This window comes from Streptomyces sp. NPDC048269 (genome assembly GCF_040652395.1).
GTDB lineage: Bacteria > Actinomycetota > Actinomycetes > Streptomycetales > Streptomycetaceae > Streptomyces.
The window spans coordinates 35,130-47,442 of record NZ_JBEZLW010000007.1 but is presented as its reverse complement, the minus strand read 5'-3'; the positions used below and the strand labels follow the sequence as shown (position 1 = coordinate 47,442).

Genomic DNA, 12,313 nt, shown 5'->3' with positions numbered 1-12,313 from the left:
GGCGATGAATACCGTATTGATGCAGGGGTCGCAAGTAACTCTCCGGACGGTCGCGGCGGAGGACGAGGAACGATTTCTCGAACTGTCACGGATGAGTGCCGAGCTCCATCACCCGTGGGTCGGAATACCGTCCACAACGACCGGATTCTCGGCCTACTTGGCGAGAACCGATGGGGCGGCCGCCGTCGGCATGGTGGTCTGCCTCAACGACGGGGACGACCTGGTCGGAACGGTCAACATCAATGGCATCGTCCGCCACCCCTACCACCGGGGCGTGCTGGGTTACGCCGCTTTCCTGCCCTACGCGGGCCGGGGCTACATGTCCGAGGGCGTCGCGCTCGCGGTGCGCTACGCCTTCGGCCAGTTGCGCCTCCACCGCGTGGAGGCCGACGTCCAGCCGGGCAATACCGCCTCGCTGAACCTCGTCCGGCGGCTCGGGTTCCGGAAAGAGGGCGTCTCACCAGGCTTCATCAACATCGACGAAGTCTGGCGCGACCACGAACGCTGGGCCATCACGGCGGAGATGGCGCTTCCCCCGGTTCCGCCGCGGTGACCTCCCGGCGCGCGCCCGAGGAACGCAGGGAACGCAGGGAACGAACTTCATTGGATCGTGAACCCACCATGGATGTCGCGGGTCATGACGACGTTCTTGGCCTGGCCTTGGAACGAGTTGGCGGCGCCCTCGTGCGTTGCCTGGCTCCACAGCGCCTGGCACTCCTGCCGGAACGCGGGGTCGCGCGTGAACTCCTCGTCCAGGGCGGCCGAGAGCTCTTCCTGGGACGCGCCCTCGGTCGGAATCTCGATCGGACGGCCGGCGAAGCGCTCCCTGATCCTCCGGAGCAGGGCCGGAAGGGCGGCCCCGGCGGACTCGCCCGCTCCGGTGGCGACACCGGCGGCGAGGGCTCCGGCGATGGCGAGGGACAGAGGGTCCATTCGTGGCCTCCACGGTGAGGGTGGCCTCTCATCATGCTGCCGTGGCCCGCCGGAAGCCAGAGGGCCTCATCCGTGCGAACTCCGCCTGCAGCAGCCCGACTTCGCCGCGTCGCCGGGTCCCCCGGCGTGATACGGCGGCCACCGGCCGGGACGCCGGCCCGGGAACGGACGGCCGCCCGGGCCGGCGTACTGCCGGTGCGGGCGGCGCGGTCGGCCACGGGCACGTCGTGGGGTTCAGGCGTCCGGCGTCTTCACGACGCACAGCGCCCAGATGATGAAGGCGTACAGCGCTATGGCCACGAGGGACCACAGCGGGTAGTACGGAATGGACAGGAAGTTGATGATGATCAGGACAGCCGCCACGGCCACACCGGCGATCCGGGCCCACGTGCGGGGCTTCATGAGGCCGAAGCCCACAAGGGCGGCGATGGCTCCGAAGATCAGGTGGAGCCAGCCCCAGCTCGTCACGTCGAACTGGAAGACGTAGTTGGGTGTGCTGACGAAGACTTCGTCCTCGACTATCCCCATGATGCCGCGGAGCACGTCCAGAATGCCGACGACGATCAGCATCACGGACGCGAACACGACGAGGCCGCTGGCAAAGGGGTGGTCCCTGACCTGGGTGGGCGTGGTGGTCATGGCTCCGGATTCCTTACGTGGGGGGGGTCGGTCGGGTGCCGAGGGCACCCCGGTCGGTCCGGCTCCGGTGCGATTCCGGTTCCGGGGCGGGTCTGCTCACCGCAGGATGCGTTGCTTGGCCTGCTGGAACTCCTCGTCGGAAATGTCTCCCTTGGACCGAAGCTCCGACAGCTTGGCGAGCTGGTCCGCCTGGCTCGTTTCGGCCGTGCCGGCCGTGCCGGCCGTGCCGGCCGTCTGCCGGATGTAGTCGTCCATCGCCCGCTGCTGCTCCTCGACCTGCTGGACCTCCCGCCGGCCCATCTTCTTGCCCCGCGCCAGCACGTACACGAAGACGCCGAGGAAGGGCAGGAAGATCACGAACACCAGCTAGCCGGCTTTGCCCCAGCCGCCCAGTTCGTGGTCACGGAAGATGTCTCCGATGACCCGGAAGAGCAGCATGAACCACAGGATCCACAGGAAGATCCACAAGGTGCTCCAGAAGATCCCGAGAACCGGATAGTCGTACGCCAATGGCACGAGACCGTCCATTTCTTCCTCCTCACGGCGGGTAACAGTTCGACTGTGTCGCACCCGGGACCGTTCTGGATCACCCCCGACGGGTGAACCCAGCGATCCCGTCGCATCTCGGCCCCTGCCCTCCCTCCCCTCAGACCTGCGCCTCGGTACCCGTCCCCGGGCGCGGTTCGTCGCCGCCCGGGGCGGCTGCCAGGACTCCGAGGAGCGCCAGCAGCAGGACGACGATCCCGAACACGAGGGCCACGACTCCGGGCGTGGGGTGGTTCCAGAGCAGCAGGGCGAGCCCACCCGCTCCGATCACCGCGCCCGTCGTCCACGCCCGGTGGCCGTCCAGCCACCGCCCCGTGGAACCGGTGCGCAGCCCCAGGTGCGCCAGGGAACGCCCTGCGGCGCCGGTGGTCCGGCCGGCGGCCTTCCGTACGACACGGGCGCCGCGCCCGGGTCCGTACAGATATGCGGCAACGACCGTGATCACGGAGAGGACCAGGAGCGTACGGGCGCTCTCCCTCAGGAAGCGCACCATCGTGTCGTAGACGACGGCGGCGGCGTCCGGTGGCAGGGTCGCCGGGGGCACCGAGTCGAGGTAGATCCTCCGGGCCACGGCCAGACCGACGAGCAAGAGCAGCATCATCACGAAGAGTCCGACGCCGGTGGCCAGCAGCCACACCCGGTGCGCGGGAGCGGCCCAGATGGCCAGGGCCGCCAGCGCGAGCACCACGACGGGCAGCCATACGCCGACGACGTTCAGCAGCCGCATGGTGTTCTGGGCCTGGTTGAGTTTGTCGACCTGGAGCAGCGGTATCTGCTTGTCCACCTCGGGGATGCCGGAGGCCTTCTCGAAGCCCGCGTCGACGAGCCGCTGCTTGATCTGATCGGTGAGGGTGCCGATGTCCAGGACGATCGTTTGGCCGCTGGCCTGGACCGCGCTGCTTCCCTCGCCGGTCAGTACCTTCACCACTGCGGACTGGGCACGGCGGTTGGCCTCGGTCCACACGGTCTCGAACTGGTCGCTCGTCACCACCTTGGACACCACGGCGCGCACGGCCGATGTGAGGGCGCTCTTCAGGGGGCCTTCCAGCGCCTGCGACTTCTCCACGACCAGCGGCGGCGCGTCCGCCTGTTCGAGTGCGCGCTGGAGGGCCGCGGTGATGGCTTTGATGTCGACGTTGGAGACCACCCGGTTGGTCAGACGGTCGGTGACCGCGTTCTGCACCGCGGGCTCCTCGGCGAGGGGGGCGACCGTCTGCACCCAGCGGTCCGTGTCGGAGATGGTCTCGTCCAGCCAGGCGGAGACGACGGCGACGGGTGACAGCAGCAGTGCCACCAGGGTCAGGACCGACGCCCCTGTGTAGCGCAGGCGCCGGTGGCGCACGGAGGCGGCCTTCCGCAACCGCTCGTACTCCGTGCGCTCCTGGGCGGTCAACGGGTGGTCGCCGGCAGCGCGACCCCCGTGGTGCCGTGGGACCGGGGCAGTCGGGTCCATGCCTCCTCCTCGCCTCACCTCGCCGGGTCGTCGCCGCGGCGGCCTCGGAAACGGAAATCGGCCGGCGCCCGGTCGAAGATGGTCAGGACCGACGCCTGCCCGTGTTCAGTCGGGCAGGCGTCGCATCTCCTCGACACGCAGCCCCAGGTCACGGAATCGCCCGAGCAGACCGTAGAGGTGCGCCTCGTCGGTGACGGGGCCGAAGAACAGGGTCTGACTGGGCGCCGGCACCGTGTCGAGTTCCGGAAAGGCGTGGGACAGCGGCTCGGACACGAGGCCCGTGATCCGGAATTCGTAGCGCATGGGCAACGTCCTTCCCCCTGTCCGCCGGAGCCCGGTGGGGCCTGCCTCCTCCATGCTGGTCCCGTGCCCGTGCCGTGCACCTCACCCGTCGGAGGTGAACGCGCTGCCACGGGGGCGAGGACGGTGTCACAGAATGTGGAGTTCCCGGGCGCGCTCCACCGCGTCACGCCTGCGTGATACGCACAACTTGCGGTAGATGCCGCGCAGGTGGGTCTTGACGGTGTTCACGGAAAGGCACAGCTCAGCCGCGACCTCTTCGGTCGACATCATGCGCGCCACCTGTTCGAGCACCTCCTTCTCACGCGGGGTCAGTGCCTCGACCACCACGGTCTCCCCGCGGGGCGGCGCGCTGGCGGTGAGCCATTCGTACGCGGCGCGGCGCCCGTCGAGCCCGCTCGCCAGGTGCCGCACCCAGGGGCCGGCTTCCGCGAAGGGACGTCTGAGCTGCTCCGGGCGCGCGGTGTCCAGGGCCTGTACGAGCCGGTCCCGCGCCGTGTCGTCGTCGCAACGCATCACGGCGTGGTGGGCGTGCAGCAGCGCCACCCGCACCCGGTCCGGCACGCTCGCCTCGGTCGCGGCCTCTGCCTCCGCGATCAGCCGCAGGGCTTGCGCGGAGTCCCCGGCGGTCAGGTGCGCCTGCGCGAGGAGCACCGTGCGTGACGGCAGGCCGTCAGGGATGCCCTGCAGGGCGGTGAAGGCCTTGTCCGGGTCGCCGTAGGCGAGAGCGGCGGTGGCGCGTGCGACCGCGAGGCGCACGGCCGGACCGGGCCGGGCGGGCGACTGCGCCTCACCGAGCACCGCGAACGCGGCCTCCCACCGCCCGCAGGCGAGCTCGAACTGTGACCGGAGCACGGCTCGTTCCGTCTTCAGGTCGGGGTCGTGGAAGGTGTCCGGGAGCAGCTCCGCGTGGTCGAGGTGCACGGCCGCCGCGTGGAGGTCTCCCCGTTCCACGGCCACCGAGGCCAGCGCCAGAGAGACCGCGCCCGAGCGGTGTGCCTCGGGGATGCCGTGCCGGCCGGCGACGTCGAGAGCGGCCGTCGCGTGCTCTTCCGCCTCCGTCAGGGCTCCGTCGGCGGCCTCCGCCAGAGCCAGCCGGCCCAGGCACCGGTGCCGCAGCAGCACCGTCGCGGTGCCGGAGCACGCCCGGACCGCCTCCTCCAGCCCCTCCCGGGCCGCCCGCAGCTGCCCGGCGCACAGGCGCGCACGCGCCTGCCCGTAGGCACGCAGCGGTTCGATCTCGGGGTGCCGGGCGCGGTCCTCGGGCGGCAGACGGGTCATGAGTGCCGCGACCCGGTGCGCCGCACCGTCCGCCGCGGCAGCGCCGTCGTCGACGGACAGGAGCTGCAGCAGGGCGGCGCTGAGCTGCTCGGCCGGACCGGCCCGCAGGCCCTCGCGAAGGAGGCGGCGCTCGGCCCGGGAGAGCCGCGTGCGGCATCCGGACACGTCCTGGCGGGCCAGGCAGCACGCCGCGGCGAGCAGGGCCGGCGCGGCCCCGGGGGTGTCGTCGGGCATGCGGGAAAAGGTTTCGGCGTACGGAGAGGTGCCCGGACCGGCGAGCATCGTGCCGACCGCCAGGTCCTGGACGGCCTGTGTCGCCGCGTAGCGCCAGTCGCCACCGGCAGCGGCCTCGTCCACCGCCTCGGCGGTCCGGCCGCGGGCGGCGTACCAGCGTGCGGCGCGACGGTGCAGCAGGGGCTCCAGTTCCGGCTGCCGACTGCGCAGGTGGGCGCGCAGGACCTCGGCGAACAGGGGGTGGAAGCGGTACCACCGGCTTCCGCTCAGTGGTTCGACGAAGGCGTGGGAGTGCACCAGGTCCTGCAGGATCCGCTCGGCGTCGGTCCGCCCGGTCAGGACGGCGGCGAGGTCGGGATGGACCCGGCTGAGGATGCCCGTGCGCAGCAGCAGGTCGCGGGAGGGGGCGGGCAGGGTTGCGAGCACCTCGGTGAGGAGGTAGTCGGAAACGGCCTGTTCCGAGGCCGTGAACGAGCGGGCGAAGCCGGCGGGGTCCCCGGACCGTTCCATGGCCAGGGCACACAACCGCAGTCCCGCGCCCCAGCCTTCCGTGTGCCGGAGCAGGACGTCCACGACGTGGTCGTCGGGTGCCGGGCCGGGTCCCCGCAGCAGCAGCGCCGCCTCGCGCCGGGTGAACGCCAAGTCCTGCTCGCGTATCTCGTGGACCCGGCCTTCGGCACGGTAGCGGTGGAGCGGCAGCGGCAGGTCCTCCCTGCTGATGACGACCAGCCGCAGGGCGGGACCGGCATGTTCCGAGACGAACCGCAGGCCCGTGTGCACGCCCCTGCCGGGCACCTTGTCGAGACCGTCGAGGACGAGAACCACCGGTTCGGGCAGACGCTCGATTTCCGCGGCCAGCCGGACGAGCAGGGAACGGTCGACCTCATCGGGGCAGACGGGCGTCCCGACAGCGGCGACGGCCAGACCGCCGCTGCGTCGAAGTCCTTCGACGACGTAGGCCCAGAAGGTTCCCGCGGTGTCGTCGGCGTCCAGCGTCAGCCAGATCGCCGGGGCCGACTCCGGCCGGGACCGGACCCACGATGCGGCCAGGGCCGTCTTGCCGACGCCCGCGGCTCCGGTGATCAACGTCAGCGGCCCCTCCGTCCCCCGCGTGAGCCGGTTCAGCAGGCGTTGGCGGCGGACCAGGCCGGGTGCGTAAACGGGTACGGCGAACTTGGCGGCGAGCAGGGGGGCGCTCGCGAAATGCTCAGTCATAGGGGCAAACCCCCGGCGGAGGCGGCACGCCGCGGTCGCGGCCCTGTACGCGCGCCTCTTTCCGTTCGTATCCGCTCCGGCCGCCGGAGCGGACATTGCCCGGCGGACGTGACCGTGAGCCTTGCAGGTCCATGGTCACCTGCCGTGTCCTTGATCGCCATGCCGCGCGGGTCGCCACCCACCCGAGACCGAGGGCGGACAGGACCGCGCCGACTGCGTCGAGGCGCGGCGGCCGGGCCGGTGGCGGCGGCTCTGTGATCCAGCAGAGGAGACAAAGGATCGCCACCACGGTGACGACCTCCGCGACGAACACGACCCGCCAGGTGAGGTACGTCGTCACCCAGCCGCCCATCAGAATCGCGGCCCAGCCGATGCACGGAGTCTTGTTGGCACCTCGGTACAGGAATGTCACCCATCGGCGCGCCGCCACGTACGCGTTGAGTTCGTGATCGGGCTCTCTCTTCTCGGCGGCCGCACGGCGTCTTAGACCCGCATGCCCCATGCCTTCCGGAAGCTCACAAGGCAGCTGACCGAGGTCCACGGGCTGAGCGACAGTGCGTGGCGGGCATCCGCGAGCTTGGCGAGGGATCCGTTGCCCGCGTTGATCTCCTCGGCTTGCTTGAGGCGGGTCGCATTCAAGGTGCTTCCGAAGAATTCGATGACCGTCGCCGTGAAGAGCATGTAGGCAGCAAGTTCGCATCCCAGACGTGTCGCCGCGGACAGTTGGGGGGACCCGCCCGGCCGGGCCAAGCCCGTGAATTGCCGCAGGCACCACGAGCACAACTCCTCGTACCACTGGTAGAACTGCTCGGCCGTGGCACGCCCCGGGTCGATGAGTTCGATCCGGCTGAGGAGGACGAGCCCCACCGGGTCACAGGCATCGCGAAGCAGACTGTGCCGGACGGCGCCCAGTCGTGCGACGGCCTCGCGCCGCATCAGGTCCGGCACGGCCATCACCAAGTCGATGTCACTCTTCTCCTCGCGCTGACCGACCAGTTCACGTGCGCTGCGCTGCAGTTCCCTGGGGAGTCCACCGGAGAGCACGTAGCACAACGCCACGAAGGGCTCCGTCCATCCCAGGAGCATGCCCCAAAGGATCTTCCGCGCCGCGGGAAGCTTCAGGCGTTCCAGGGTGAGGATGTCATCGAAGCAACTGTCGAACACGTCACGGAAAGGCATGCCACGCCGTTCGAACTGAGTTCAGCAGCTGCAGAACGACGGCTCCACGCTGCGCTGAGGACCTCGCGTACACCGTCTGGGCTGACCCTTTGACCCGATTCCGATCCGCGAATGACCTCGGCGAGCGCGTCCGCCACATATCGAAGCCCGTCCGCCGCCTCCGACAGTTTGGTGAACGTGGCAAGACGGCCTGGATCCGAAGCCATTTCGGCCACGAGTAGCTCATCCAGCCGATTACCCAGCTGGCGAGCGCGCTCCTGCTGGTCCGCGACATTCAGTCTTATGACGTCACGATGCTCGTTCACCACCCCCTCAAGATCCGGGGGTACTTGAAGTACGGACATCTGCTCGGCGATCTCCGGCCGCGCGCACACGACGTCCAGCGCTTCCTTCAGCAACTGACTCTCGTCTGCGGCATAGGGTCCCACCACAAGGCGCGGCAGGCCGGGGGTACGCGCCCTGGACTGTCCGGTGACAACCTCCCCCGAACGGCTACCGCTGGGGAGCGACATGGGGATCACCCCGTCATCAACGCTGTCTCGTCTCCAGCTTCGCCCTCCGCCTAACCCCGGTCAAATCGACGTTCGGAGCGCGCTCCGGGGCCGGCGTCCACATGGGCGAAGCCCGGCGGCAGCCCCCTGTCGAGACGGACAGCGGCATGAACCTGGGCTGCTGCTCACCCCACTACCGCTCGAACTCAGCCGGGTCTGCCCTGTATCCAGGTGATGCGCCCTCGCCGCTGACGCAGGACCGAGTCACTCCGACCCACTCACACACATTCGGTGACAGCTATCCCTGGTATGTGCCAACTATCGTCCCTCGTCACAGCCGGTCAGCGGCGGACCCGGGGCATGCCGAGGCCGATCCAGGAGATGATCTCGCGCTGGATCTCGTTGTTGCCGCCTCCGAAGGTGAAGATGACCGCGCTGCGGTAGCCGCGTTCGAGCTCGCCGTGCAGGACCGCTCCGGCGGAGCCGTCCTTCAGGGAGCCGGCCGCGCCGACGACCTCCATGAGCCAGGCGTACGCGTCCCGGCGCGCCTCGGAGCCGTAGACCTTGACCGCGGAGGCGTCCTGGGGGGTGAGGGTGCCGGACTGGACGGCGTTCACCATCTGCCAGTTGAGCAGTTTCATCGCGTCGAGGCGGGAGTGGGTGCGGGCGAGGCGGCCGCGGACCCAGGAGAGGTCGATCACGCGGCGGCCGTCGGCGAGTTTCGTCCCGGCGGCCCAGCGCTGGACGTCGTGCAGGGCGCGGATGGCCATGGTGCCGTGGGCGGCGAGCGTGACGCGCTCGTGGTTGAGCTGGTTGGTGATCAGCCGCCAGCCCTTGTTCTCCTGGCCGACGCGGCGGGTGGCGGGGACGCGGATGTCCTCGTAGTAGCTGGCGGTGGTGTCGTGCGAGGCCAGGGTGTTGATGAGGGTGCAGGAGTAGCCGGGGTCGGAGGTCGGCACGAGGAGCATGGTGATGCCCTTGTGCGCGGGGGCGTCCGGGTCGGTGCGCACGGCGAGCCAGACCCAGTCGGCGGTGTCGCCGTTGGTGGTCCATATCTTCTGCCCGTTGACGACGTAGGTGCCGGTCTCCTCGTCACCCTCCCGTACGGCCTTGCACTTGAGCGCGGCGAGGTCGGTGCCCGCGTCGGGCTCGCTGTAGCCGATGGCGAAGTCGATCTCGCCGGAGAGGATGCGCGGAAGGAAGTAGGACTTCTGCTCGTCGGTGCCGAACTGCATGATCGTGGGACCGACGGTGTTGAGGGCCATCAGGGGCAGCGGTACGACGGCTTGCGCGGCCTCGTCGAAGAAGATGAACTGGTCCATCGGGGACATCCCGCGGCCGCCGTACTCCTTCGGCCAGCCGACCCCGAGCCAGCCGTCGGCACCGAGCCGGCGGATGGTCTCCCGGTAGAACCGCTTCTGCGCGGCCGGGTCCTGGTAGCGGGCGTAGACGTCCTCGGGGATCAGCTGGGCGAAGTAGGCGCGCAGGTCGGTGCGCAACTGCTGCTGCTCGGGCGTGTATTCGAGGTGCACGGCCCCTCCGGGATTCTCGCGGTCCAGCCGGTCGCTGTGGTGGCGCAGGGCAGACTAGAACCTGTTACAAGAATCTGGAAGGGTCGGCGGGCCGGGCTTTCGGTACGGGGGGAAGGCCGGCTCGGAGGACTCCCGGACAGGGGCCGTCAGGCGTACAGGAAGACGGCGTCGAACCAGACCAGGTCGCGCGCCGCGTCGAGGAAGTAGCGGCCCTCCACGTGGTCGGCCGACGACGGCGCGGTGTTGATCTCCAGGTCGTGGTCCGGGCTGCTTTGCCAGACGGCGCCCGCCGGGACGAACTTCCGCAGCAGGGGCGGGACTTCCGGCAGGCCGCCGACGGAGAAGGGGACCGGGCGGGGGCGGCGTACCGCCTCCGTCACCTTCCCCTGCGGCAGACGGGCCAGGCCGACGACGCGGATCCGGGACTCCGGTCCCGGAATCGAGCGGTCGTCGTAGGCGCCCTTGTTGATGTCGTAGCCGAGCCAGTGCGCGTCGGCCATCTCCCCGAAGGCGGCGAACCTGGCGCGCAGTGGCTCGGTGTCGGTGCGGACCCGCTCCGGATCCGGCCGCGGCCCCTCGGGCCACAGGGCGTACCCGCCGGCCGCCGCCCCGGTCAGCAGCAGGGCTGAGCCGCCGAGCAGTCCGAGGAGTCCGCGCCGGTCGGTGCCGCCCCGTTGCGCTCCCATGATCCCCCCGGTCCCCGGTCCCGTCAGTTCAGGGCGCTGATCATAGCCGCGGCCGTCGCCGCCATCGCCGTGCGGGCGGCCGTCAGGTAGGGCCTGGGGTCCGCCTCGGTGAGGTGGGTGCGGATGGCCTCGGTCATCGCCACGTTCAGTGCGGTCCCGATGTTGACCTTGCGGATGCCGCCCGCGACGGCCGCCGCGAGTTCCGCGTCCGGCAGCCCGGAGGAACCGTGCAGGACGAGCGGCACGTCCACCGTCTTGGCCAGCCGGGCCAGCAGCGCGTGGTCCAGGGAAGCCGTCCGGCTGGTCATGGCGTGGCTGCTGCCGATGGCGACGGCCAGCGCGTCGACCCCGGAGTCGGCGACGAATCGGCGCGCCTCGTCCGGGTCGGTACGGGCGCCGGGCGCGTGCGGGTCCAGCGGGGCGGCGCCGTTCTTGCCGCCGACCTCGCCCAACTCGGCCTCGATCCAGAGCCCGTTGACGTGAGCCCAGTCCGCCGCGGAGCGGGTCGCCTCCAGGTTCTCGGCGTAGGGGAGGTGCGCGGCGTCGTACATCACCGAGCCGAATCCCGCGTCGCCGGCCTGGCGCAGCAGCTCCGGGCTCTTGACGTGGTCGAGGTGCAGGCCGACCGCGACCCCCGCCGCCTCGGCGCAGGCGGCGGCCGCCCGGGAGATGGGCAACAGCTGCCCGCCGCGGAACTTCACGGCGTTCTCGCTGAGTTGGAGGATGACCGGCAGTCCGGCCGCCTCGGCTCCGGCGACGACGGCCTCGGCGTGCTCCAGGGTGATGATGTTGAAGGCGGCGACGGCGCGGCCCGCCCCGGCCGCCTCCCGGACGAGCGTGCCGGCGGGGACGAGACTCATCGGACCGCTTCCTCTCCGGTGGTGAGGATCACCGAGCGGGAGAGGTGGCGCGGCGTGTCCGGATCCAGCTGCTGGTGGGCGGCGACGGCGAGTGCCAGGCGGTGCACCCGGACCAGCTCGGCGAGCGGGTCGAGCCGCCCGGCCACCCACTGGGCGCCGGTGCCGCGCACCTGCTCGGCGAGCCCGTCGGGGGCCTCGTCGAGCGACCAGGTCACGGTGCCGGGGCCGGAGACGCTGATCGGCCCGTGCCGGTACTCCATCGCCGGGTAGGACTCTGCCCAGGACAGGGAGGCCTCGCGCATCTTCAGTGCGGCCTCGTTCGCGAGGCCCACGCTCCAGCCGCGGCCGAGGAAGGTGAACTGCCCCCGGCTCGCCAGCTCGGCGGGCAGCGGCTCGGCCAGCGCCGTGCGGGCGTCGGCGACCACGCGCGCGGTGTGCAGCCCGGCGTGGGCGCGCAGCAGGGTGAGTGCGGTGGTCGCGAAGCGGGTCTGGACGACGGACCGCTCGTCGGCGAAGTCGAGGACGACGAGTTCGTCGGCCAGGCTCATCACCGGGGTGGCCGGATCACCGATGACGGCGGTCGTGGGCACGCCCGCGTCCCGCAGTCCGGCCAGCAGCTCCAGCACCTCGGTGGTGGTCCCGGACCGGGTGAGGGCGACGACCCGGTCGTAGCGCCGGCGGTGCGGGAACTCCGAGGCGGGGAAGGCGTCGGTCTCGCCCTGGCCGGCCTCCTCGCGCAACACGGCGGCCGCCTGGGCCATGTAGTACGAGGTCCCGCACCCGACGATCGCGGTACGCTCCCCCGGCTGCGGCAGCGCCGCCCGCCGGGCCGGGGCCAGTTCCGCGGCCCGCTCCCAGCATTCGGGCTGTGTGCCCAACTCGTGCGCGACGTGACTCATGCAGGCTCCCTCGTGCGGCAGGCGGGTCTGAATGCGTGTTCCTGCAAGGTAGCTGCCAGTTTCGC

Annotated in this window: 12 protein-coding genes and 1 pseudogene; 1 reads left to right on the top strand and 12 read right to left on the bottom strand. The window is 70.8% G+C overall.

What is annotated here, in order from left to right; all coding sequences use genetic code 11:
- Positions 1 to 4: 4 nt before the first annotated feature.
- Complete coding sequence (locus AB0D48_RS10385; RefSeq protein ID WP_362393226.1) at positions 5 to 553, top strand: GNAT family protein; 549 nt, start codon at positions 5 to 7, stop codon at positions 551 to 553.
- A gap of 47 nt (positions 554 to 600) precedes the next feature.
- Here the strand turns inward: AB0D48_RS10385 and AB0D48_RS10380 are convergent, their stop codons facing one another.
- The 12 genes and pseudogenes from AB0D48_RS10380 to AB0D48_RS10325 form a co-directional block, all read right to left on the bottom strand.
- Positions 601 to 933, bottom strand: a complete 333-nt coding sequence (locus tag AB0D48_RS10380) for a hypothetical protein (RefSeq protein WP_362393223.1) — start codon at positions 931 to 933, stop codon at positions 601 to 603.
- A gap of 234 nt (positions 934 to 1,167) precedes the next feature.
- Positions 1,168 to 1,572, bottom strand: coding sequence for a hypothetical protein (locus AB0D48_RS10375; RefSeq protein WP_362393220.1), 405 nt, complete (start codon positions 1,570 to 1,572; stop codon positions 1,168 to 1,170).
- 96 nt (positions 1,573 to 1,668) lie between these two features.
- A pseudogene (locus AB0D48_RS10370) lies at positions 1,669 to 2,100 on the bottom strand (SHOCT domain-containing protein).
- Between the two features lie 118 nt (positions 2,101 to 2,218).
- Positions 2,219 to 3,571, bottom strand: a complete 1,353-nt coding sequence (locus AB0D48_RS10365) for a hypothetical protein (protein ID WP_362393217.1) — start codon at positions 3,569 to 3,571, stop codon at positions 2,219 to 2,221.
- A gap of 105 nt (positions 3,572 to 3,676) precedes the next feature.
- The gene (locus AB0D48_RS10360) at positions 3,677 to 3,874 is read right to left on the bottom strand and encodes a hypothetical protein (RefSeq protein WP_362393214.1); all 198 of its coding nucleotides are present in this window, start codon (positions 3,872 to 3,874) and stop codon (positions 3,677 to 3,679) included.
- Between the two features lie 126 nt (positions 3,875 to 4,000).
- Entirely contained in the window at positions 4,001 to 6,601 is a 2,601-nt protein-coding gene (locus tag AB0D48_RS10355) for a LuxR C-terminal-related transcriptional regulator (RefSeq protein WP_362393211.1), read from the bottom strand.
- 483 nt (positions 6,602 to 7,084) lie between these two features.
- Positions 7,085 to 7,687: a hypothetical protein gene (locus tag AB0D48_RS10350; protein ID WP_362393208.1), complete on the bottom strand. Its 603-nt coding sequence runs from the start codon at positions 7,685 to 7,687 to the stop codon at positions 7,085 to 7,087.
- A gap of 32 nt (positions 7,688 to 7,719) precedes the next feature.
- Complete coding sequence (locus AB0D48_RS10345; RefSeq protein ID WP_362393205.1) at positions 7,720 to 8,292, bottom strand: hypothetical protein; 573 nt, start codon at positions 8,290 to 8,292, stop codon at positions 7,720 to 7,722.
- A gap of 320 nt (positions 8,293 to 8,612) precedes the next feature.
- Complete coding sequence (locus tag AB0D48_RS10340; RefSeq protein ID WP_362393202.1) at positions 8,613 to 9,803, bottom strand: acyl-CoA dehydrogenase family protein; 1,191 nt, start codon at positions 9,801 to 9,803, stop codon at positions 8,613 to 8,615.
- Positions 9,804 to 9,949: 146 nt separating this feature from the next.
- Entirely contained in the window at positions 9,950 to 10,489 is a 540-nt protein-coding gene (locus AB0D48_RS10335) for a hypothetical protein (RefSeq protein WP_362393199.1), read from the bottom strand.
- A 23-nt stretch (positions 10,490 to 10,512) separates the two neighbouring features.
- The gene (locus AB0D48_RS10330; protein ID WP_362393196.1) at positions 10,513 to 11,349 is read right to left on the bottom strand and encodes a class II fructose-bisphosphate aldolase; all 837 of its coding nucleotides are present in this window, start codon (positions 11,347 to 11,349) and stop codon (positions 10,513 to 10,515) included.
- Entirely contained in the window at positions 11,346 to 12,248 is a 903-nt protein-coding gene (locus AB0D48_RS10325; protein ID WP_362393193.1) for an SIS domain-containing protein, read from the bottom strand. The genes AB0D48_RS10330 and AB0D48_RS10325 overlap by 4 nt, the downstream gene beginning before the upstream one ends.
- Positions 12,249 to 12,313: the final 65 nt, after the last annotated feature.

Excerpts from the sequence above, each read along its gene's own strand:
- AB0D48_RS10325 (WP_362393193.1), bottom strand. The coding sequence starts at position 12,248 with ATGAGTCACGTCGCGCACGAGTTGGGCACACAGCCCGAATGCTGGGAG.
- AB0D48_RS10380 (WP_362393223.1), bottom strand. The coding sequence starts at position 933 with ATGGACCCTCTGTCCCTCGCCATCGCCGGAGCCCTCGCCGCCGGTGTC.
- AB0D48_RS10350 (WP_362393208.1), bottom strand. The coding sequence starts at position 7,687 with ATGCTCCTGGGATGGACGGAGCCCTTCGTGGCGTTGTGCTACGTGCTC.
- AB0D48_RS10360 (WP_362393214.1), bottom strand. The coding sequence starts at position 3,874 with ATGCGCTACGAATTCCGGATCACGGGCCTCGTGTCCGAGCCGCTGTCC.
- AB0D48_RS10355 (WP_362393211.1), bottom strand. The coding sequence starts at position 6,601 with ATGACTGAGCATTTCGCGAGCGCCCCCCTGCTCGCCGCCAAGTTCGCC.
- AB0D48_RS10385 (WP_362393226.1), top strand. The coding sequence starts at position 5 with ATGAATACCGTATTGATGCAGGGGTCGCAAGTAACTCTCCGGACGGTC.
- AB0D48_RS10345 (WP_362393205.1), bottom strand. The coding sequence starts at position 8,292 with ATGTCGCTCCCCAGCGGTAGCCGTTCGGGGGAGGTTGTCACCGGACAG.
- AB0D48_RS10365 (WP_362393217.1), bottom strand. The coding sequence starts at position 3,571 with ATGGACCCGACTGCCCCGGTCCCACGGCACCACGGGGGTCGCGCTGCC.
- AB0D48_RS10335 (WP_362393199.1), bottom strand. The coding sequence starts at position 10,489 with ATGGGAGCGCAACGGGGCGGCACCGACCGGCGCGGACTCCTCGGACTG.
- AB0D48_RS10375 (WP_362393220.1), bottom strand. The coding sequence starts at position 1,572 with ATGACCACCACGCCCACCCAGGTCAGGGACCACCCCTTTGCCAGCGGC.
- AB0D48_RS10330 (WP_362393196.1), bottom strand. The coding sequence starts at position 11,349 with ATGAGTCTCGTCCCCGCCGGCACGCTCGTCCGGGAGGCGGCCGGGGCG.